Genomic DNA, 20,432 nt, shown 5'->3' with positions numbered 1-20,432 from the left:
ACAGTGAGAGCACGCGGTCACGGAGCCCGCGCCCGCAGCCGGAAGGAGTCGCCATGTTGTACCGCGAAGCCCTCGGCGCGGCCCTGCGCACGCGTCGACTCGAACAGGGGCGCACCCTGCAGGACGTCGCGACCGCCGCTGCCGTCTCGACGCCCTACCTGTCGGAGATCGAGCGCGGACGCAAGGACGCCTCCTCCGAGGTGGTCGTGACCATCGCCGACGCGCTCCGAACCCGCCTCGACGCGCTCATGTTCGACATCGCCGATCGCTTCGAGACCGCGGCGGCTCCGGAGGTCGTCGAGCTGCCGCTGGCCGCGGACGCGCTCGCCGACGCGACGATCATCCCGATGCGCCCCGCTGCCGATCCGCAGCTGCTCGCCGCCTGACCCCGACCGTCGGCGGTCGTCCGGACACGGTGCTTCGTACCATCCGCTGATGGCCCGCGGCTCGCTCCGTCAGCCGCGGGCGAGTGCCTCGAGGGTCTCGTGGAGGAGCGGCTCGGCCGTCTCCCACGTCGTGTCCGCGTCCCAGTCACCGAGGTCCGTGACCTCGGTGTGGCGGCCGGCCTGGTGCTTCGGCTCAGGGTCGCCCGGGAGCCGCAGCCGCTGGGTGAACCCTCCGGTCGTCCGGTCGAAGTCGAGCACGTGGAAGGCGACGTTCCGGTTCCAGTCCTCGGACGGCCACGAGATGAAGTTCACGCGCACCCGCTCCGCGGACAGCGGCCCCTCGGCGACGTAACTGCCGGGGTGGTCCTCGCCCGGCGACAGGATGCGGTACGCGCCGTTCGAGCAGTACAGCAGCAAGGCCGGCACGAACGGCTTCTCCGCGAACAGTTCGGTGTAGTGGAGCGCCTCGGCTCGGACCACGTCGCCGAACAGGTGCGGCTTCTGTGGTGCCCCAGGGGTGTGGTTCGGCACGGTCGTCTCCCTCTGATCCTCGGTACTGGTGTCACTCTGGCCGTGGCAGCCGTATGCGCGGTGTACGCGTGCTGGGTGGACGCGGAGAACGAGACTGGTATTCCACGGCGCCAGGAGAACGGCGCGACAGCAGGACCGTTCCACGCGAAAAGTCCTGTTCCCGGGCGGTTCTCCTACTGCGGCGCGACGGACCCGCGGGCGTAGGCTGGAGGGACGTGACGCCCGGCAGCACACCCGCGGGGGCAGCACCCGAAAGGAACACCCGTGATCCAGCACCACCTGCGCGTCCACCGCAGTGACGAGAACCTCGCCCGCGAGGGCCAGCTCGCCTGGCAGCTCGCCCGCGTCGCCACCGACCCCGTGGAGGTGACGCCCGAGGTCGTCGGCATGATCATCAACCGGGTCATCGACAACGCCGCCGTCGCAGCGGCCTCGCTGACGCGTCGCCCGGTCTCCTCGGCGCGCGCCCAGGCGCTCAGCCACCCCGTCAGCACCGGCGGCGACGGTGCCACCGTGTTCGGGCCCGACCTCGCCCGCCGCGTCTCCCCGGAATGGGCCGCCTGGGCCAACGGCGTGGCCGTGCGTGAGCTCGACTTCCACGACACCTTCCTCGCCGCCGAGTACTCGCACCCGGGCGACAACATCCCGCCCCTCGTCGCAGTGGCGCAGCACGTCGGCTGCACGGGCGCCGACCTCGTCCGCGGGATCGCGACCGGCTACGAGATCCAGATCGACCTCGCGAAGGCGATCAGCCTGCACCGACACAAGATCGACCACGTCGCACACCTCGGGCCGAGCGCCGCCGCCGGCATCGGCACGATGCTCGGCCTCGACCAGGCCACCGTCTACCAGGCCATCGGCCAGGCGCTCCACACCACGACGGCCACCCGCCAGTCGCGCAAGGGCGAGATCTCCACCTGGAAGGCGCACGCTCCCGCGTTCGCCGGCAAGATGGCGGTCGAGGCCGTCGACCGGGCGATGCGCGGCGAGACCAGCCCGTCACCGATCTACGAGGGCGAGGACGGCGTGGTCGCCTGGCTGCTCGACGGACCCGACGCCTCCTACGACGTCCCGTTGCCCGGCGCAGGGGAGCCGAAGCTCGCGATCCTCGACTCCTTCACGAAGGAGCATTCGGCGGAGTACCAGGCGCAGGCGTGGATCGACCTCGCCCGCAAGCTGCACCACGAGCACCCGGAAGTCCTCGCCCCCGGAGCCGTGGACCGCATCGTCCTCCACACCTCGCACCACACGCACTACGTCATCGGCTCCGGCGCGAACGACCCGCAGAAATACGACCCGACGGCGTCGCGCGAGACGCTCGACCACTCCATCCCCTACATCGTCGCGGTGGCGCTGCAGGACGGCGCGTGGCACCACGTCGACTCCTACCGTCCCGAACGCGCCACCCGCGCCGACACCGTCGAGCTGTGGCACCGGATCTCGACGGCGGAGGACCCGGAGTGGACGCGCCGCTACCACTCGCTGGACCCGGCCGAACAGGCGTTCGGCGGTCGCATCGAGATCACGCTCACGGACGGCTCGACCATCGTCGACGAGATCGCCGTCGCCGACGCCCACCCGCTCGGCGCCCGGCCGTTCGCGCGCGCCGACCACGTCCACAAGTTCCGCACACTCGCCGCCGACGTCCTCGACCCGGAGGAGATCGAGCGGTTCCTCGCGCTCGCCGAACGGCTCCCGGAACTCGACGCCGACGAGGTCAAGCAGCTGAGCATCCAGGCCGCCTCCGGGGTCCTCGCCTCGGCACCCCACCCGACCGGCCTGTTCTGATGCCGGCCGACCTCCAGAAGGGACTGCGCTGATGCTGTACAGCGAGACCACGCCGGCCGAGAAGCGCCGGCTGTTCCGCGAGCGACTCGCCACCGGTGAGCTGCTGCGCTTCCCGGGCGCGTTCAACCCGCTCTCGGCGAGGCTCATCGAGCAGAAGGGCTTCGACGGCGTCTACATCTCCGGCGCGGTGCTCTCCGCCGACCTCGGGCTGCCCGACATCGGGCTGACGACCCTCACCGAGGTCGCCGGTCGCGCCAAGCAGATCGCCCGGATGACCGAGCTGCCCGCGATCGTCGACGCCGACACCGGGTTCGGGGAGCCGATGAACGTCGCGCGCACCGTCCAGGAGATCGAGGACGCCGGGCTCGCCGGGCTCCACATCGAGGACCAGGTCAACCCGAAGCGCTGCGGCCACCTCGACGGCAAGCAGGTCGTCGACACCTCCACCGCGCTCGGCCGGATCCGTGCCGCCGTCGACGCCCGGCGCGATGCGAACCTGCTCATCATGGCGCGCACCGACATCGCCGCCGTCGACGGGCTCGACGCCGCGATCGACCGGGCCAAGCAGCTCGTCGACGCCGGAGCCGACGCGATCTTCCCCGAGGCGATGCGGTCGCTCGAGGAGTTCGCCGCCGTCCGCGACGCGGTCGACGTGCCGATCCTCGCCAACATGACGGAGTTCGGCAAGAGCGAGCTGTTCACGAGTCAGCAGCTCGCCGATGTGGGCGTGAACCTCGTCATCTGGCCGGTGTCGCTCCTGCGCATCGCGATGGGCGCCGCGGGTCGCGCGCTCGACACGCTGAACGACGAGGGCTCGCTCACGAGCAAGCTCGGTGAGATGCAGCACCGTGCCGACCTCTACGAACTGATCGACTACGAGGGCTACAACCGCTTCGACACCTCGGTCTTCAACTTCACCATCGACCGGTAGACGTCCCCTCACCGGTGAACACCACCTGGGTCTCCGCTCCCCGAGCTTGTCGAGGGGCCAGCCGGGTGCCAAGCTCGACCGACGCGCGCAGGACGCGCGCAGGCAGTACGCAAAGGAGCAACGCATGACCGAAGCGACCAGCGACATCAAGAAGGGTCTCGCCGGCGTCGTCGTCGACGTGACGAGCGTCTCGAAGGTGAACCCGGAGACGAACTCCCTGCTCTACCGCGGCTATCCGGTCCAGGAGCTCGCCGAGCACTGCAGCTTCGAGCAGGTCGCGTACCTGCTCTGGAACGGTGAACTGCCCACGGACGCCGAACTCGCGGAATTCACTGCGTTGGAGCGGGGCCAGCGCGCGCTCGACGACAACGTCAAGGCGGCCATCGACCTCCTCCCGACCGAGAGCCACCCGATGGACGCCCTCCGGACGGCCGTCAGCGTGATCGGCGCGAACGACCCGACCGCCGAGACGAACACCCCCGAGGCCAACGCGGTGAAGGCCGCGAGCCTCTACGCGAAGCTACCCGCCATCGTCGCCTACGACCAGCGCCGACGCCACGGCCTCGACCTCGTCCCGCCGCGCGACGACCTCGGCTACAGCGCCAACTTCCTCTTCATGACCTTCGGTGAAGAAGCCGATCCGGTCGTGGTCGACGCGTTCGACGTCTCGATGATCCTCTATGCGGAGCACTCCTTCAACGCGTCGACGTTCACCGCCCGGGTCATCACCTCGACCCTCAGTGACCTGTACTCGGCGGTCACCGGCGCGATCGGCGCGCTCAAGGGCGCCCTGCACGGTGGGGCGAACGAGGCCGTCATGCACGTCTTCGACGAGATCGGGACGGCTGATCAGGCCAGTGCCTGGCTCGACACGGCGCTCGCCGAGAAGCGCAAGATCATGGGCTTCGGACACCGCGTCTACAAGAACGGCGACTCGCGCGTACCGACGATGCTCAAGGCGCTCGAGCGGCTCGCCGAGCACTACGGCAAGCCCGAGATCCTCGAGTTGTACACGACGCTCGAAGCGGACATGGTCGCGCGGAAGAACATCAAGCCGAACCTCGACTACCCCTCGGGCCCCGCGTACAACCTGATCGGGTTCGACACGGCCACGTTCACGCCGCTGTTCGTCGCCGCTCGGATCGTCGGGTGGACGGCGCACATCGCCGAGCAGCTGGCGTCGAACGCGCTCATCCGTCCGCTCTCCGAGTACGTCGGGCCCGACGAGCGGCACGTGCCGACCGACTGAGGAACCGTCGTTCAGCCGGGGATCCGGCCGAGGGGCGAGTTCTCCACAGATTTGGCGACCGCACCCACGGAGATATACCAGATCCGTAGTCTCGACACTCGTGACTGATCTGCCTCGCGCTCCACGCGCACTCCTCGTCCGATATGCGGTCGCAGCCCTGGCCGCCATGACAATCCTCCTGTCCTCGGTCGGCGCTCCGGCGCCGGCTTCGGCCGATCCTCCGGTCGCGTCCGTCGCCGATCCCCAGGAGCACGACGCCGACGCCGGTGGTGGCGACCACGACGAGGATCCGGGTGCGCCGCCCGTGGTACCCGATGCGGTGACCCCGTCCACCGGGGCCGCGCGGGTGGTCGGCAAGCTCGTGCTGCAGAACCGTTCCAGCGGCCCGACCGCATACGTCGGCGTGTCGGCTCCGGTGTCCGGCGGACACATCCAGCGGCTGTACTCGCCCACGGCCGGCGGCGCGGCGGCGCTCGCCGGCACGTACTCCTTGCCCGCCGTCGGGACCGCCGGCCCGATCACCGGGACCGGCGACGCCTCTGCGTTGTGCCTGGCGCCGGACTCGGTCGGGCATCGCGCACTCGTGTCGGCCCGGACGTGCACGGGCGCCTCGTCGCAGGACTTCCACTGGCGGTACGTGTCGAACAAGTGGGTCTCGGGGTACGCGTTGTACCCGGTGTCGAGTTCGTACTCGCTCGGCGGGACCGACACCGACACGTACCTCGAGCTGTCGCTGGACGGCATCACCGATGTGGTCGCGCAGTCGCACCTCGCGCCGATCGAACCGTTCGCGCTCCAGGCGCCGGCCATCGGAGCCACGGTCGACACCCCGACGCCCGTGTTCAGCGGCATCGGCCAGCCCGGCGCCCTCGTCTCCATCCGCACGGATGCACAGGTGCTGCTCGCCAGCACGCTGGTGCCGGCGGATTCGACCTCCTGGTCGGTGGCCTCCACGAACCTCGCGCCCGGACGCTACACGGGCACCGCCACGCAGAGCCGCGTCGGACCCGACGTGCAGGTCCGGTTCGACTTCACGGTCGGTGCTCCGGCCGTCACCATCCCGGACGTGTCCGTCCAGCAGGGCGCGACGATCGAGGTGCCGGTCGCCTTCACCGAGACGGCGCTCGGCGCGACCGAGATCGTGGTGCCGGAGGGGTTCGCGCGCGGCACGTCCACGGCGGGTTTCGTCTGGGACGCGTCGCTCCCGGGCTTCCGTGGAACGGTCACCGCCGCCGAGCGTGACATCACCCTGTCCCTCACGGCGAAGGGTGATGCCGCTCTCGGTGAGCGGAACGGACTCGTCCGCCAGCCGGGCACCGGCCTGAGTCGGCAGTGGAAGGTCGCCTTCGAGCCGTCCGGGGTCACGCCGGTCCTCCCATTGGTGGTCGAGTCCCCGAGGCTCGGCGAGACCATCCGCGAGACGACGCCGGTGTTCTCCGGAACCGGCCAGCCGGGTTCACGGATCGAGGTCCGTGGCGCCTGGGGTGATCTCATGGGCGCCGCCGACCCGGTCGACGCCAGTGGCTCGTGGTCCATCACCTGGAACAAGAACCTGCGTCCCGGCCGCTACGTCGGCGGAACGGTCAAGCAGATCGTCGCGGGCGCGCCGCCGCAGACGTTCGTCTACGACTTCACGGTCGGGCCGTCGGACGTGGCCCCGTTGGTCGTCACCTCACCGAAGGTCGGCGAGGTGATCACCGACCAGGTCCCGGTGTTCACCGGCACGGCTCAGCCGGGTGCCGCGCTCGAGATCCGCGGCGCCTGGGGCGACCTCCTCGGGTCGATCGACGAGGTCGACGCGAGTGGTGCCTGGTCGATCACGTGGAACAAGGGGCTGCTGCCGAACCGCTACGTCGGTGGCACCGTGCAGCAGATCGTCGACGGCTTCCCCACGCACACCTTCGTCTACGACTTCACCCTCGTGCAGTCGCGCTTGACGATCGGGTCTCCGCAGCTCGGCGACACCATCACCGGGACCCGGCCCGTGTTCTCCGGACGCGCGAACCCCGGAGCGACGGTGCAGATCAGAGGTGTCTGGGGCACGGATCTCGGCTCCGCCGTAGCGGACAAGCGCACCGGAGCATGGACGATCACCTGGCCGCGTGACTACCAGCCGGGCCGCTACTCCGGCGGCACGGTGACGGAGACGGTCGGCGGGAAGCCGGTCGGGTCGTTCGTCTACGACTTCACCCTCACCCGCTGATGCTCCCCGACCAGGACCACTGAAGGAACCCCGCATGACCAAGCAGCTCAACCTCCTCGCGGTCTTCGGGCTCGCACTCGTCCTCGCCGGGTGCACCGCACCGGAACCCATCTCCCCGGCGGCGTCGTCACCGAAAGCGGCGGCAGAGCCCACCAGCGGCTCCGACTACGCGATCCCCGACGTCGCGGCCGAGTGCGTCGACGGCACGGTGACGGTCGTCGACGACAGCTCGAACGTGACCATCGACGGCGACTGCGAGAACGTCGTCATCGAGGCGTCGAACAGCATGGTGACCGTGACCGGTTCGGTCGTGAACCTCTCGTTCGAGAGTTCCATCACACTGGTGACCGCCCCGGCCGTCGAGCACGTGACCTTCGTCGAGGGGGCCAATGGCAACAAGGTCGCCACGCCGTCGGTGCCGGTCGTCGACGACGGCGGGGAGGGGAACGTCGTGTCCGCCGAGTAGTCCCGCCCTCGACCGGGTCGGCCATCCGGCCGGCCCGGTCTGTCGCCGACGCGCTGCACCAGGCCGTCCGCCGGCCGTCGATTGTGGGGTGGCCACAACGCACTGGACCAGGCCGCACCCGAGGGATACGGTCGCATCCGTGCACCTCATCTTCCGCACCATCGCCGTGTTCCTGCAGTCCCGCCGCCGTGCTCGTCGCGGTGAACGCCTCGACGTGTGGGACGTCGGTCGGATCCGCCTTCGGGTACTGCCCTCCGACCTCGACGTGCTCGGGCACATGAACAACGGCGTCTACCTGTCGATCTTCGACCTCGGCCGATTCGACCTGCTGATCCGGAACGGTCTGTGGGATCGCTTCAAGCGCCTGGGGTGGTACCCGGTGGTGTCGAGCGAGAGCATCACCTTCCGGAAGTCGCTGCAGCCCTGGCAGCGCTTCACCGTCGAGACGCGCGTCACCGGGTACGACGACAAAGGGGTGTTCATCGAACACCGGGTCGTCGTGGGCGGTGAGATCTACACCCAGGCGCTGGTCCGTGGCCGCTTCCTGAAGCGCACGGGTGGTGTCGTCCCGGTGGCGGAACTCCTGGAGCTCACGGGACCTGCCCCGGACGACATTCCGGCCTGGCAGAGACAGTGGGTGCAGGACGTCGCCCTCCCGCCGACCAAGGCGCCTGCTCCCAGCGACTGGTGACGCGAACGGGCACCGAGAATGAGCCGGTCGACATACTGGATTAAGCAACTGGAATACTTGTAGGCTGACCGCGTTCATCCCGAACGCCCACTGGTACGACCGGTCGGCTCGTCCGAGTCCGGCCGGGCGTGCCCTTGCGAAAGGTCGCCCCACACCGATGAAGCCCTCCATCTCCGTCTCCGTCCTGAGCCTGGTCGGCATCGCGGCGAGCCTGCTCAGCGGCCCGGCCGCGTCCGCCACCTCGACGCCACCCGACGCGCGATCCAGCCCGGCTGCGGTCGAGGGGCGGTTCGTCGGTCAAGGGTTCCCCTCCGGTGGCGACGCCTTCTTCGCGGTCGGCGCCGCCACCGATCTCTTGAACCCGGTCCGGGCGACGACGCACGCCACACTCCGCGACGCCCTGGCGGCGGCCTCGCCCTGGACCTTCCCGACGGTGGGGGTTCCCGGTCCGATCACGACCGCGGTGGGCGGCACGACCAGATGTCTGCAACCCGATCCCGCGCAGGCCTATCAGTACGTCTACTCGGCCGTATGCGACGGGTCGACGGCGCAGCAGTGGGCCTGGGATGAGGTCGCGAACGGACGCGTCGTCGGGTTCGGTCTCGTGTCGGAGGGGGAACGGGCGGGTTCCTGCGCCAGTTCGACGGCCGCCTCGCCGTCGGCGGTTACGGCGAGGTCGCCGACGCGGATCGCCTGCTGCCCGAGGGTGTCGACCCCGTGCCCGTGGCGGAACCGGTCACCCTCGACACCCCGGCGCCCGGCTCGGTCGTCCGTGACCCGCGGCCGACGTTCAGCGGACACGGCTCCGCCGACGCGGACGTCGAGGTGCTCGACGCCGGTGGACGGCTCCTGGCTTCGACGACGGTCGGATCGGATGGCAGCTGGTCCGCCGTACCGGTCCGCGATCTCGCCCCGGGGGTGCAGTCCGGCACGGTTCGCCAGGTGACCGACAACTCGACGGCGGACTGGTCGGTCACGTACCGCGTCGTCGCTCCGGTCACGGTGCGGACGCCCGCGCTCGACGCCATGATCGACGATCCCCGTCCCTCGTTCTCCGGGCTCGGAGAACCGCGCGCACAGGTCACCGTCGTCGACGACCTCACCGGCGCGGTCCTCGCGGACGTCCAGGTGGACGACACCGGTTTCTGGACGCAACCGTCGCTCCGGACGCTCGAGCCACGCGCCTACTCGGCGACCGCCACGCAGGTGTTCGATGGGCGGCCCACCACCGCGCCACTGCGGTTCACCTACCGTGACCCGGCCCCGGAGCCCGGTCCGGTCGAGGACGTCACGCTCCGATCGCCGGCCATCGGTGAGATCGTCGAGACGCCGGTGCCGGTGTTCACCGGACGTGGCGAACCCGGCGCGGTCATCAGGGTGATCGGCGCCTGGGGGAGCGAGATCGGAACGGCGACGGTGGGTGCCGACCACACCTGGACGGCGACGCTGAACAAGTCGCTCGCCCCTGGCCGCTATCGAGGCGGTTCGGTGCGTCAGGAGGTCGACGGTGTCGAGCAGTCGCGCGCTCCGTACGACTTCACCGTGCGCGCCGGTGCCCCGGTCGCTCCGCTCGTCGTGGACAAGCCGGCCGTCGGCGGGGTGGTCTCCTCGTCCGTCCCCGTGTTCAGCGGCACCGCCCAACCCGGCGCAAAGCTCGAGATCTGGAGCGCTTGGGGTGATCTCGTCGGGACGACCGACGTCGTCGCGGAGAGCGGGGCCTGGTCGATCACGTGGAACAAGTCGCTGCTTCCCGCCCGGTACGCGGGTGGCTCGGTCCGGCAGATCGTCCGCGGCGTGGAGACGCGCCGTTCCGAGTACGACTTCACGGTCGCATCCGGACTGACGGTGACGTCGCCGAAGATCGGTGGCACCCTCACCGGAACCAGGCCGGTCTTCACCGGCACGGCGACGCCGTACGCCGAGATCGAGATCGTCGGTGCATGGGGCACCCGCCTCGGTGTGGCGACGGCGAACGGTGAAGGGGCGTGGACCATCGAGTGGAGCCGTGACTACCTCCCGGGTCGATACCAGGGAGGCCGTGTCGAGCAGCGGGTGAACGGGATCTTCGTCGATCAGGCGGGCTATGACTTCCGCCTCGTCCGGTAGGCGGGGAGCCGACCGCACGGGGGTCGAGGAGCGCCGCGGGCTCGTTGGCCCCGCGGAGGTCTTCGGATGTCGGTGGTCACCACGTAAGGTGACCACCATGTCCGCCCCCGCATCGTTCGCCCCACCGACGTCGCCGGTCGAAGCTGTGCGGCCTCCGATCGCACCGGCGCTCGGCACGGCGGAACCGCTGCGGACGGTCTACCGCCCGAACGGTCCGCTCGACGTCCACAGCACCCTGCGCCTCATCGCCCGCGGTGGCGACGGCCCGTGCTACCGGCGAGTGCCTGGTGGGGTCTGGCTGACGGCCCGCACCCCGCTCGGTGGCGGGACGCTGCACGTGTCGACGGTCCGCGACGGCGAGGTCGAGGCGACGGCCTGGGGGCCGGGCGCCGAGTGGATGATCGACGGCGTGCCGGAGCTGCTCGGCCGCGACGACGACTGGTCGGACCTCGACGTGAGCCGGAGTCCGCTGCTCACCGAGGTCTCCCGCCGGAACCCCGGTCTGCGGTTGAGTCGCAACCGACTCGTGTTCGAGATGCTCGTGCCGTCGATCCTCGAACAGAAGGTCACCGCACTCGAAGCATGGCGTGCGTGGCGACTGCTCGTTCGCCGACACGGCGATCCCGCGCCCGGGCCGGCCCTGAGGGCATGATCGTCGCGCCGTCCGCAGAGACCTGGCGGATGATCCCGAGCTGGGAATGGCACACGGCGGGCGTCGGGCCGCAGCGCTCCGAGACGGTCGTGCGATCCTCACGCCTCGCCTCCGCGATCGAACGGACGATCGACGAGCACCCCGACGACGCGTCGCGGCGACTCCAGAGCCTGCCGGGCATCGGCGTGTGGACGGCTGCCGAGGTGACGCTCCGAGCACACGGCGATCCCGACGCCGTGAGTGTCGGCGACTACCACCTCGCGGCCTCGGTGGGTCAGGCGCTCACGGGGTCCCCCGTCGACGACGCCGGCATGCTCGAACTGCTCGCGCCCTGGGCTGGTCACCGGCAGCGGGTGCTGCGGCTCATCGGTCGGAGCGGCATCCACAAACCACGTCGCGGACCGAAGATCACCATCCAGGATCACCGCGGCCACTGAGCGCGGCAGCACGTTCTGCGGCGTGCGGGTCAGGCTTCCAGGACGGCCATCGCGGCGTTGTGCCCGCCGAGTCCGCTGACCGCGCCACCGCGTCGCGCCCCGGCGCCGCAGAGCAGGACGTGCGGGTGCGCCGTCGCGACGCCCCACCGCTCGGCCGCTGTCGTCCGGGGGGCGTCGTCCTCCAGGAACGGCCACGACAGCGGGCCGTGGAAGATGTTCCCTCCCGGCATCGCCAGGGAGCGCTCGAGGTCGAGCGTCGTCCGCGTCTCGACGCAGGGCCGACCGTCGGCGTCGAGCAGCAGTAGGTCCTCGATCGGCTCTGCGATCACCGAGTCCAACGATCGCAGCACCGCGGCCTGCAGTGCGTCACGGAAAGCGTCGTGGCCGCCTGGGACAGCATCCGCGGCGACCGCGAGCCGATGCGGCACATGCAGCCCGAACACGGTGAGCGTCTGCGCTCCCGAGGCCTGCAGCTCCGGTGAGAGGATGCTGGGGTCGCTCAGCGTGTGGCAGTAGATCTCGCAGGGTAGCGGGTCGGGGATCCGGCCGGCCTCCGCCTCGAGGTAGGCGTGCTCCAGCTGGGCCCAGCCCTCGTTGATGTGGAAGGTGCCGCCGAACGCCGCCGACGGATCGACGGCCGGGTCGAGGAGCTCGGGGAGCCTCCGCAGCAACAGGTTCACCTTCACCTGGGCGCCCTCGGGATGCGGGACACCGTCCTCCGGCATTGGCGCCGTACCGAGGATCGCGTCGGCGCCACTCCACTGCACCGGTGTCCCCCGCGCTGCCGACCACGCGGCGTACGCGGCTGCGGCGGTCCGTTGCTCCGCCGCCGGGTCGAGGAGGCGCTCCAGCACAGCCGGAGCCGCACCCGACAGGATCCACTCGCCGCGGACGACGACCCCGGGGCGAGGCCGGAACCGGTCCAGCGTCGACATCGGTTCGGTCGCCTCGAGCTCCGCCTCCGCGGCGAGGTCCACGTAGGCGACGAGCCCGTGCTCCGGTTGGATGGAGGTCACCTCGGCGAGCGTCCGGATCTCGGCACCGGCCTCCTCGGCGGCTCGGCGCAGCGCGTCCGTGACCGCGCCCATGCCGCCGACCGGGACGTCCCAGTCGCCCGTCCCGCCGCCGATCAGGTGGTAGAGGAAGCAGATGTTCTGTTGCAGCGACGGGTCGTCGGCGCGGGCGAAGGTGCCGATGAGCGCATCCGTGAAGACGACACCGCGGACGAGGTCGGAACGCGCGGCGTCCTCGATGGCACGGCCGATCGGCTCGTCGAACACCGCCGACCAGATCGACGCGACCTCCCCAGCCGGCACCCCGAGGTCCGCGGCGGCGGCGATCGCCGCGTCACGCGCGTCGGAACGGCTGCGGAGCGGCTCGAGCACCGTCGGCCAGAGCACCGAGGCCAGGTGCCCGATCCGACGGTGCAGTTCGGCGACACCCGCGGCGTCCTCCGGATGCCCGATCGACGCGAACGACGCGACGGTGGCGTCGTCGTCGCGGTTGTCGATCAGGAGACCCGTACCGGGGTTCGCGGGGTCGGGCGTGTAGGACGAGAAGCGGCGCCGGACGAGCCGGACGTCGAGCCCGAGCTCGTCGATGATCCGCTGGGGCAGCAGGCTGACGAGGTACGAGTACCGGGACAGACGTGCGTCCACGCCGGGGAACGGACGTTCCGAGACGGCCGCCCCACCCGTATGGTCGAGGCGTTCGAGGAGCAGGACGCGCTTGCCCGCGCGGGCGAGGTAGGCGGCTGCGGTGAGGCCGTTGTGCCCGCCGCCGACGATGACGGCGTCGTACTGCTCGACGGAATGCATGACCACACCCTATTCGCAGCCGCACTTCGACAGGCTCAGCGACCGGGGGTGGGGTGCTCAGCCGCCAGGCGTGTACTCGCGAGCCTCAGCTGGGATCACCGGATCGGAGCATAGGCTGAGCAGCATGGCGAACGTTGCGAACGAGGGTCCCACCGAGCCGGTCGGACTCGCGGATCGTGCGATCGCCCTCGCGTCGAAATGGGTCGACGAAGGGGCGGAAGCTCCGACCGATCCCGCTGCCGAGCGGCTCGCCGGCGTGTTGCGCGATCCCAACGGTCTCGAATTCACCGTCGGGTTCGTCGACGGCGTCATGCGGCCGGAGGACCCGCTCGTCGCAGGGAACGCCCTCGCCGCCCTCGCCGGTCGAACGCCACGCTTCCTGCCCTGGTACGAGCAGGCCGCCGTCCGCACCGGAGGTCTGGTCGGTCCGGTCCTGCCCTGGGTCGTCGTCCCCGCCGCGCGCCGTGTGCTCCGGGGCATGGTCGGACACCTGATCGTCGACAGTCGTCCTCGTGAGCTCGGCAACGCGATCGCGAAGCTGCGCGCCGACGGTTCCCGACTCAACCTGAACCTCCTCGGGGAGGCCGTCCTCGGCGAGCGCGAGGCGGCCAAACGGCTCGCGGGCACCCGCGAGCTCCTGCAGCGCCCCGACGTCGACTACGTGTCCATCAAGGTCTCGTCGATCGCCAGCCAGCTCTCCATGTGGTCGTTCGAGCAGGTCGTCGACCGCATCGTCCGACGCCTCGTGCCGCTCTACGAGGAAGGGCTCGCGACCGGCACCTTCATCAACCTCGACATGGAGGAGTACCGCGACCTCGACCTCACCATCGCGGTCTTCACCCGACTCCTCGACCAGCCGCAGTTGCTGCAGTACCAGGCCGGCATCGTCATCCAGGCCTACCTGCCCGACGCCCTCGAGGCGATGATGCAGCTCACCGCCTGGTCGAAGCAGCGCGTGGCCGCCGGTGGCGCGCCCATCAAGGTGCGGCTCGTGAAGGGCGCGAACCTCGCGATGGAGCGGGTGGACGCGGCGATCCACGGCTGGCCGCTCGCGACGACCGGATCGAAGCGCGAGACCGACACCAATTACAAGCGCGTGCTCGACTGGGCGTTCACGCCGGCGCACACGGACGTCGTACGGGTCGGGGTCGCCGGGCACAACCTCTTCGACATCGCCTACGCGTGGCTGCTCGCGGGCGACCGCGGTGTGCGTGAGCGTGTGGACTTCGAGATGCTGCTGGGGATGGCGACCGGCCAGGTCGAGGCCATCAAGCGCGACGTCGGGACGGTGCTGCTGTACACGCCCGTCGTGAACCCGAAGGAGTTCGACGTCGCGATCTCCTACCTCGTCCGCCGTCTGGAGGAGAACGCCAGCGAGGAGAACTTCATGTCGGCGGTGTTCGAGCTCGCCGAGAAGCCGACGCTGTTCGCGCGCGAGCGACGTCGGTTCCTCGCCTCGGTCGACGCCCTCGGAGAGACGGCCGGGCAGGTGCCGCCCCCGAACCGGACGCAGGACCGTGCCGCGGAAGCCCCCGAGGCACAGCGGGTCGGCGGTGACTCCGAGGCCGACGAGCGTTTCCGCGATCCCGCGCAGGCGCCCGACGCCGGACTCACACAGCAGGTTCTCGGGCTGGAACGCGGGTCGAGCGGCGGTGAGGACCGCTTCCACGCCGACCCCTCCTCCGCGTACGTCGAGACGGCGGTCTTCTCCCGCTCGGAGCGTGGCGGCGTCGTCGACGGAGCGCCCGGCTTCGAGAACACCGCCGACACCGACCCCTCACTCGCGGCGAACCGGGCGTGGGGAGCGTCGATCCTGGCGCGCGTCCCGCAGTCGACCCTCGGTGGCGCCGCAGTCGCGGCCGCGGCCATCGACGACCCGCGCGTCCTCGAACGCACGATCACGATGGTCCGCGCCGCCGGTGAACGATGGGGAGCCCGCCCCGCCGTCGAACGGGCCGCCGTCCTGCACGCTGCAGCTCGGGTCCTCGCCTCCCGTCGGGCGGACCTCATCGAGGTCATGGCGAGCGAGACCGGCAAGACGATCGCCGAGGCCGATCCCGAGGTGAGCGAGGCCGTCGACTTCGCGCACTACTACGCGGCCAACGCTCCCCTGCTCGAGAGCGTGCACGGCGCGAGCTTCGTCCCTTCAGCGCTCACGGTCGTGACGCCGCCCTGGAACTTCCCCGTCGCCATCCCGGCCGGAGGTGTCCTCGCTGCCCTCGCCGCGGGCAGCGGCGTGATCATCAAGCCCGCTCCACAGGCGAAGCGGTGCGCAGCCGTGGTCGTCGAGGCGCTTTGGGACGCCGGGGTGCCGCGCGACCTCCTCGTGCTCGCCGACGTGGCGGAGGGCGACCTCGGACGTCGGCTCGTCTCCCACCCGGCCGTCGACCGGGTGATCCTGACCGGCTCCTTCGAAACGGCGCAGCTGTTCCGTGGGTGGCGTGCCGACCTGCCGCTGCTGGCGGAGACGAGCGGGAAGAACGCGATCATCGTCACGCCCAGTGCCGACCTCGACCTCGCCGTCGCCGACATCGTGAAGAGCGCCTTCGGGCACGCGGGGCAGAAGTGCTCCGCCGCGTCGCTCGTGATCCTCGTCGGTTCGGTCGCCCGTTCCGACCGCTTCCTCCGGCAGCTCGAGGACGCCGTCCGCTCGCTCCGGGTCGGCTGGCCGTCCGACGCGCGGACGCAGATGGGGCCGATCGTCGAACCTGCGGGGGAGAAGCTCCTCGCCGGGCTGACCGAGCTGCGCCTCGGCGAGAAGTGGCTCGTCGAGCCGAAGCTGCTCGACGACTCCTCGGTGAACTTCGGCCAGCCGAGCGAGCGCCTCTGGTCGCCGGGGGTCCGCACCGGTGTCCAGCCCGGCTCGCCCTTCCACGTGACCGAGTATTTCGGACCGGTCCTCGGTGTCATGCAGGCCGCGAACCTCACCGAGGCGATCGCCCTGCAGAACGCGACCCCCTACGGGCTGACTGCGGGCCTGCACACCCTCGACCCGGTCGATCTCGGGGAATGGCTCGACACCGTCGAGGCGGGCAACCTGTACGTCAACCGGGGCATCACCGGTGCGATCGTGCAGCGCCAGCCCTTCGGCGGGTGGAAGCGCTCGTCGGTCGGGACCGGCACGAAGGCCGGCGGCCCCAACTACCTGTTCGGTCTCGGTGACTGGTGGCCGGATCCGGGATCGGCGAGCCGCAGCCTGCACCTCCGCGGGCTCGACACCCGCATCGTGAAGCTCATCGAGGCGGCCCAGCCGTCGCTCACCTACGAAGCCTTCGACGTGCTGCGGCGGTCGGCGCTCAGCGACGCGATCGCGTGGGGGAACGAGTTCGGCGAGGTGAAGGACGTCTCGCAGCTCGGCGTGGAACGGAACCTCCTGCGCTACCGGCCGGTTCCGGTCGCGGTGCGGGTCGCATCGGGGGCCGACCTGGGCGATGCGCTGCGGGTGCTCATCGCCGCGGTGCGGTCGCGGTCGCGGTTCACCGTCAGTCTCGGCGGGCGGTTGCCGCGCGAGGTCCGCGACTGGCTGTCCGAGCTGAGCATCCCCGTCTCGCTGGAGACCGACGAGCAGTGGCTGACCCGGATGGCGGCCCGCGGGTCGATCGACACGGGCGAGCTGGGTCAGGAGCCGCCGGTCGCGACCCGGGTACGAATCGTCGGTCCGCGTCCCGAGACGGTCGCGGAAGCGGAACCTGGAACGGAGGCCTCCGAGCCTGAGCCGCTCGCGAAGCGACTCGCAGAGGCGCTCGGCGGCGACCCCGAAATCGCGATCTGGGGTGGGCCGGTCACCCAGGCCGGACGGGTGGAGCTGCTGCCGTTCCTCCGCGAACAGGCGATCTCGATCACGGCGCACCGGTTCGGCAACCCCGATCCGTGGTCCCAGAGCGTCATCTGAGCCTGGCCCGGCCCGGTCGCTGTGTCCCTTCCTCGGTCCCTGAGCTCTTTCCCCGGTCCCTGAGCTTGTCGAAGGGCGAGGCGACGTCAGGCGCGGAGCGCGGCCTCCACGAGCGCGACGGCGTCTTCCGGCGAGACGCCGAGGTCCCGGATGCGGTCCGCGTACGCCGCCGCCGCCAGCTGCGCCTGCCGGTCGATCGCGTCGCCGTGCGCTGACACGAACGTCCCCGCGCGCCCCCGGGTCTCGATGACCCCGTCGGCCTCGAGGAGCCGGTACGCCTTCGCGACGGTGTTCGGTGCGATCCCCAGCTCGTCGGCCAGCCCGCGGACCGTCGGGAGCTTCGCCGCGGTCGTCAGCCGGCCGTCGCGGACGGCCTCGATCACCTGCGTCCGCAGCTGCTCGAACACACTGGTCCCCGCCTGAATCGTCCACTCCATCCGCCCATCCTGCCCGCGAACGGTCACGAATGGCGACTTCGGACGACCCGCACTGTGCGTTGGTGACAGTTCGCGGGCAGGGGGAGGGGTCAGTCGATGTGGCGGTGGATGAGGCGGGTGAGGACGATCGCGCTGCGGGTGTGGTCGACGTTGGGAGCGATCCGCACCTTCTCCAGGGCGTCCTCGAGGGCTGGGATGTTGCGGGCCCGCATGTGCACGATGGCGTCGGCACTCCCGGTGACGGTGCCGGCGTCGACGACCTCCGGCACGCCCGACAGGATCCGCAGCAGCTCGTTGGGGGACACGGTGCCGCGGCAGAAGAGTTCGACGTAGGCTTCTGTCTGCATGCCGTCGACCGTGGGGTCGACCTGGATCGTGAACGACTGGATGACCCCGTCGGCGACGAGGCGGTCGACGCGTCGCTTCACCGCTGAGGCCGACAAGCCCACGACCGTGCCGATGTCGCCGTAGCCGGCGCGTGAGTTCTGTCGGAGCAGGTCGATGATGCCGCGGTCGAGGTTGTCCATGAGACTCAGTGTAAGCGCAATCATTGCGCGAAAAGCTGCCACTTCGCAGCATTCCTGCGCCAAACTCCGTGAAAACGCTGCGAATCGCATGCCATGATGAACGTGGCGTGCCCCCGGGCCCCTGGACCTCGTCCGCCGACCCTCGCTCGTTTGGAGGCCGACGTGTCGTCGACGCTCAACCACCCCACCCCCACCACGCAGGACGCCGCGACCGGCACCCGCGTCGCGAACCGTCGCCGGTACCTCATGTGCCGGCCGGACCGCTTCACCGTCAGCTACCGGATCAACCCCTGGATGAACCCGGACGATCCGACCGACACCTCGCTCGCGGTGTCGCAGTGGGAACAGCTGCACCAGGCCTACCTCGATCTCGGCCACCGGATCGACCTCATCGACCCGCTCGACGGCTTGCCGGACATGGTCTTCGCGGCGAACGGCGGCTTCACGCTCGACGGCATCGCCTACGGGGCGAAGTTCACCTACGAGGAGCGCATCCCCGAGGGGCCGGCCTACATGGACTGGTTCGAGGCGAACGGCTTCCGCGTCGAGCGCCCCGAGTTCGTGAACGAGGGCGAGGGCGACATCATGCTCGTCGGCGACACCATCCTCGCCGGGACCGGGTTCCGCACCGATCCCCGCAGCCACGACGAGGTGCGTCGGATCTTCGACCGCGAGGTCGTGACCCTCAACCTCGTGAACCCGAGTTTCTACCACCTCGACACCGCGATCGCCGTGCTCGACCCGGTGGCTCCCGCCGACGGCTCACCCGCGAACATCGCCTACCTGCCGACCGCGTTCGACGAGGCGAGCAACCGCATCCTCGAGCAGCGCTACCCCGACGCGATCCACGTGAGCACCGAGGACGCGGCCGTCCTGGGCCTCAACTCGATCTCGAACGGTCGCGAGGTCGTCATCGCCGCCCGGGCCGTCGGGTTCGAGCGTCAACTGCGCGAGCGCGGCTACACGCCGATCGGCGTCGACCTGTCCGAGCTGCTCCTCGGCGGCGGCGGCGTGAAGTGCTGCACGCTCGAGCTGCGCGGGTAGCCCTTCGACAAGCTCAGGGACCGGGTGTCCGCTCAGGGACCGGATCGGAGCGGTGCGGGCTCAGGGACCTGGGTCGGTGTCGAGGGGTTGCGGGTCCCAGTGGCGCGGCGTATACCTGCACTGACCGCTTGAACCTGAGGAAGGGCACCCATGGACGCCGGAGAACGACGTGACCACGAACGCGCCAACGCAGGGCGCTCCGGCACCCTGAGCGATGCGACGGGGTTCTGGGTCGTGATCGCCTTCGCCCTGTTCGCCGGCGGCATGTGGGCATTCGGCGAGGCGTTCCGCACGGACGTCCTGCAGGCCGTCTGGTTCATGGGCGGCATCCTCATGATCGCGCTCGCCATCTTCATCCCGGCGCATTTCGCCAGCAACAACTGACCCCCAGCCGGACGTTCGCCGACCGTTTCCTGAGCGTCCGGCCGTCCGGTCGGAGGCCGCCGATACGGTCCTGTTCAGCGCGCTACGCTGGCTGAGCAGACACGAGGACGGCACATGGATTCCACGGTGGTCATCATTCCCACCTACAACGAACGCGAGAACCTGGAGAGGATCGTCGCGCGCGTCCGTGTCGCTGCTCCATCCGTCGAGGTGCTGGTGGTCGACGACAACTCACCCGACGGCACCGGAGCGATCGCCGACCGGCTCGCCGCCGAGGACGACGCGGTGCACGTGCTGCACCGCACCGGCAAGGAGGGGCTCGGCGCCGCCTACAAGGCCGGCTTCGCCTGGGCGCTCGGGCGCGGATTCGGCAACGTGGTCGAGATGGACGCCGACGGATCCCATGCCCCCGAGCAGTTGCCGGCACTCCTCGCGGCCACCGCGGAGGCGGACGTCGTCCTCGGGTCGCGCTGGGTCCCGGGCGGCACCGTCGTCAACTGGCCCAAGCATCGCGAGGCCATCTCGCGGGTCGGCAGTGCCTACGCCCGGTTCGCACTTCGGCTCCCCGCCCGCGACGTGACCGGCGGCTACCGCGTGTTCAGCGCTGACGCACTGCGTCGGCTGCAGCTCGACGAGGTCCACAGCCACGGCTACGGCTTCCAGGTCGACATGCTCTGGCACGCGAACCGCGCCGGTCTGCGGATCGTCGAGGTGCCGATCACCTTCACCGAGCGGACGCTCGGGGCTTCCAAGATGACGAGCGGCATCGTCGTGGAAGCCATGCTCCGCGTCACCTGGTGGGGCGTCTGCGAACTGACGGACCGCATCATTGGGCGTCGTCCGGCAGCGTCACGGGCGGCCGCCGGCTCCTGAGTCGCGGTGGCGCCCGTC

The 20,432-nt window shown here is 70.4% G+C and carries 18 protein-coding genes; 14 read left to right on the top strand and 4 right to left on the bottom strand.

Going from position 1 to position 20,432, the window contains the following annotated elements; translation table 11 throughout:
• The first annotated feature begins 53 nt into the window (after positions 1-53).
• Positions 54-386 (top strand): helix-turn-helix domain-containing protein, encoded by a 333-nt coding sequence (locus tag FGL15_RS07290; RefSeq protein WP_138945542.1) that lies wholly within the window; start codon positions 54-56, stop codon positions 384-386.
• A 69-nt stretch (positions 387-455) separates the two neighbouring features.
• Here the strand turns inward: FGL15_RS07290 and FGL15_RS07285 are convergent, their stop codons facing one another.
• On the bottom strand, positions 456-917 hold the full coding sequence (locus FGL15_RS07285; protein WP_138945541.1) for a hypothetical protein: 462 nt from the start codon (positions 915-917) through the stop codon (positions 456-458).
• A gap of 264 nt (positions 918-1,181) precedes the next feature.
• Here FGL15_RS07285 and FGL15_RS07280 point away from each other — a divergent pair, with 264 nt between their 5' ends.
• The 9 genes from FGL15_RS07280 (at position 1,182) to FGL15_RS21470 (ending at position 11,440) form a co-directional block, all read left to right on the top strand.
• Positions 1,182-2,705 (top strand): MmgE/PrpD family protein, encoded by a 1,524-nt coding sequence (locus tag FGL15_RS07280; RefSeq protein ID WP_138945540.1) that lies wholly within the window; start codon positions 1,182-1,184, stop codon positions 2,703-2,705.
• Between the two features lie 31 nt (positions 2,706-2,736).
• The gene (gene prpB / locus FGL15_RS07275) at positions 2,737-3,636 is read left to right on the top strand and encodes a methylisocitrate lyase (RefSeq protein ID WP_064294892.1); all 900 of its coding nucleotides are present in this window, start codon (positions 2,737-2,739) and stop codon (positions 3,634-3,636) included.
• 124 nt (positions 3,637-3,760) lie between these two features.
• Complete coding sequence (locus FGL15_RS07270; protein WP_138945539.1) at positions 3,761-4,885, top strand: bifunctional 2-methylcitrate synthase/citrate synthase; 1,125 nt, start codon at positions 3,761-3,763, stop codon at positions 4,883-4,885.
• Between the two features lie 100 nt (positions 4,886-4,985).
• Positions 4,986-7,088 carry a hypothetical protein gene (locus FGL15_RS07265; RefSeq protein WP_138945538.1) on the top strand — a complete coding sequence of 701 codons (2,103 nt, stop codon included), beginning with the start codon at positions 4,986-4,988 and terminating at the stop codon, positions 7,086-7,088.
• Positions 7,089-7,122: 34 nt separating this feature from the next.
• Positions 7,123-7,554, top strand: coding sequence for a hypothetical protein (locus tag FGL15_RS07260; RefSeq protein ID WP_138945537.1), 432 nt, complete (start codon positions 7,123-7,125; stop codon positions 7,552-7,554).
• Positions 7,555-7,693: 139 nt separating this feature from the next.
• Entirely contained in the window at positions 7,694-8,245 is a 552-nt protein-coding gene (locus tag FGL15_RS07255; protein ID WP_240773842.1) for a thioesterase family protein, read from the top strand.
• 717 nt (positions 8,246-8,962) lie between these two features.
• A complete protein-coding gene (locus FGL15_RS07250) occupies positions 8,963-10,351 on the top strand; it encodes a hypothetical protein (RefSeq protein WP_168223344.1) in 1,389 nt (462 codons plus the stop codon).
• A 97-nt stretch (positions 10,352-10,448) separates the two neighbouring features.
• Entirely contained in the window at positions 10,449-11,003 is a 555-nt protein-coding gene (locus FGL15_RS21475) for a hypothetical protein (RefSeq protein ID WP_370282125.1), read from the top strand.
• On the top strand, positions 11,000-11,440 hold the full coding sequence (locus FGL15_RS21470) for a DNA-3-methyladenine glycosylase (protein WP_370282123.1): 441 nt from the start codon (positions 11,000-11,002) through the stop codon (positions 11,438-11,440). Before FGL15_RS21475 ends, FGL15_RS21470 begins: the two co-directional genes overlap by 4 nt.
• Before the next feature lie 29 nt (positions 11,441-11,469).
• Here FGL15_RS21470 and FGL15_RS07240 read toward each other — a convergent pair whose 3' ends face one another.
• A complete protein-coding gene (locus FGL15_RS07240; RefSeq protein WP_138945534.1) occupies positions 11,470-13,257 on the bottom strand; it encodes an NAD(P)/FAD-dependent oxidoreductase in 1,788 nt (595 codons plus the stop codon).
• Positions 13,258-13,381: 124 nt separating this feature from the next.
• Here FGL15_RS07240 and FGL15_RS07235 point away from each other — a divergent pair, with 124 nt between their 5' ends.
• Positions 13,382-17,149: a bifunctional proline dehydrogenase/L-glutamate gamma-semialdehyde dehydrogenase gene (locus FGL15_RS07235; RefSeq protein ID WP_138945533.1), complete on the top strand. Its 3,768-nt coding sequence runs from the start codon at positions 13,382-13,384 to the stop codon at positions 17,147-17,149.
• Positions 17,150-17,235: 86 nt separating this feature from the next.
• Here the strand turns inward: FGL15_RS07235 and FGL15_RS07230 are convergent, their stop codons facing one another.
• Both FGL15_RS07230 and FGL15_RS07225 read right to left on the bottom strand, forming a co-directional pair.
• On the bottom strand, positions 17,236-17,586 hold the full coding sequence (locus tag FGL15_RS07230; protein WP_138945532.1) for a GntR family transcriptional regulator: 351 nt from the start codon (positions 17,584-17,586) through the stop codon (positions 17,236-17,238).
• A gap of 89 nt (positions 17,587-17,675) precedes the next feature.
• Positions 17,676-18,113: an Lrp/AsnC family transcriptional regulator gene (locus tag FGL15_RS07225; RefSeq protein ID WP_079706386.1), complete on the bottom strand. Its 438-nt coding sequence runs from the start codon at positions 18,111-18,113 to the stop codon at positions 17,676-17,678.
• A gap of 162 nt (positions 18,114-18,275) precedes the next feature.
• On the opposite strand from FGL15_RS07225, the gene ddaH reads away from it, so the two are divergent.
• The 3 genes from ddaH (at position 18,276) to FGL15_RS07210 (ending at position 20,414) form a co-directional block, all read left to right on the top strand.
• The gene (ddaH, locus tag FGL15_RS07220) at positions 18,276-19,157 is read left to right on the top strand and encodes a dimethylargininase (RefSeq protein ID WP_370282121.1); all 882 of its coding nucleotides are present in this window, start codon (positions 18,276-18,278) and stop codon (positions 19,155-19,157) included.
• A 150-nt stretch (positions 19,158-19,307) separates the two neighbouring features.
• The gene (locus tag FGL15_RS07215; protein ID WP_079706387.1) at positions 19,308-19,541 is read left to right on the top strand and encodes a hypothetical protein; all 234 of its coding nucleotides are present in this window, start codon (positions 19,308-19,310) and stop codon (positions 19,539-19,541) included.
• 114 nt (positions 19,542-19,655) lie between these two features.
• Positions 19,656-20,414, top strand: coding sequence for a polyprenol monophosphomannose synthase (locus FGL15_RS07210; RefSeq protein ID WP_138945531.1), 759 nt, complete (start codon positions 19,656-19,658; stop codon positions 20,412-20,414).
• Positions 20,415-20,432 lie beyond the last annotated feature (18 nt).

It is taken from the genome of Plantibacter sp. M259 (assembly GCF_006065115.1).
Classification (GTDB): domain Bacteria; phylum Actinomycetota; class Actinomycetes; order Actinomycetales; family Microbacteriaceae; genus Plantibacter; species Plantibacter auratus.
Note: the sequence above shows the minus strand (reverse complement) of the source record. Positions and strands in the feature narration are given on the sequence as shown.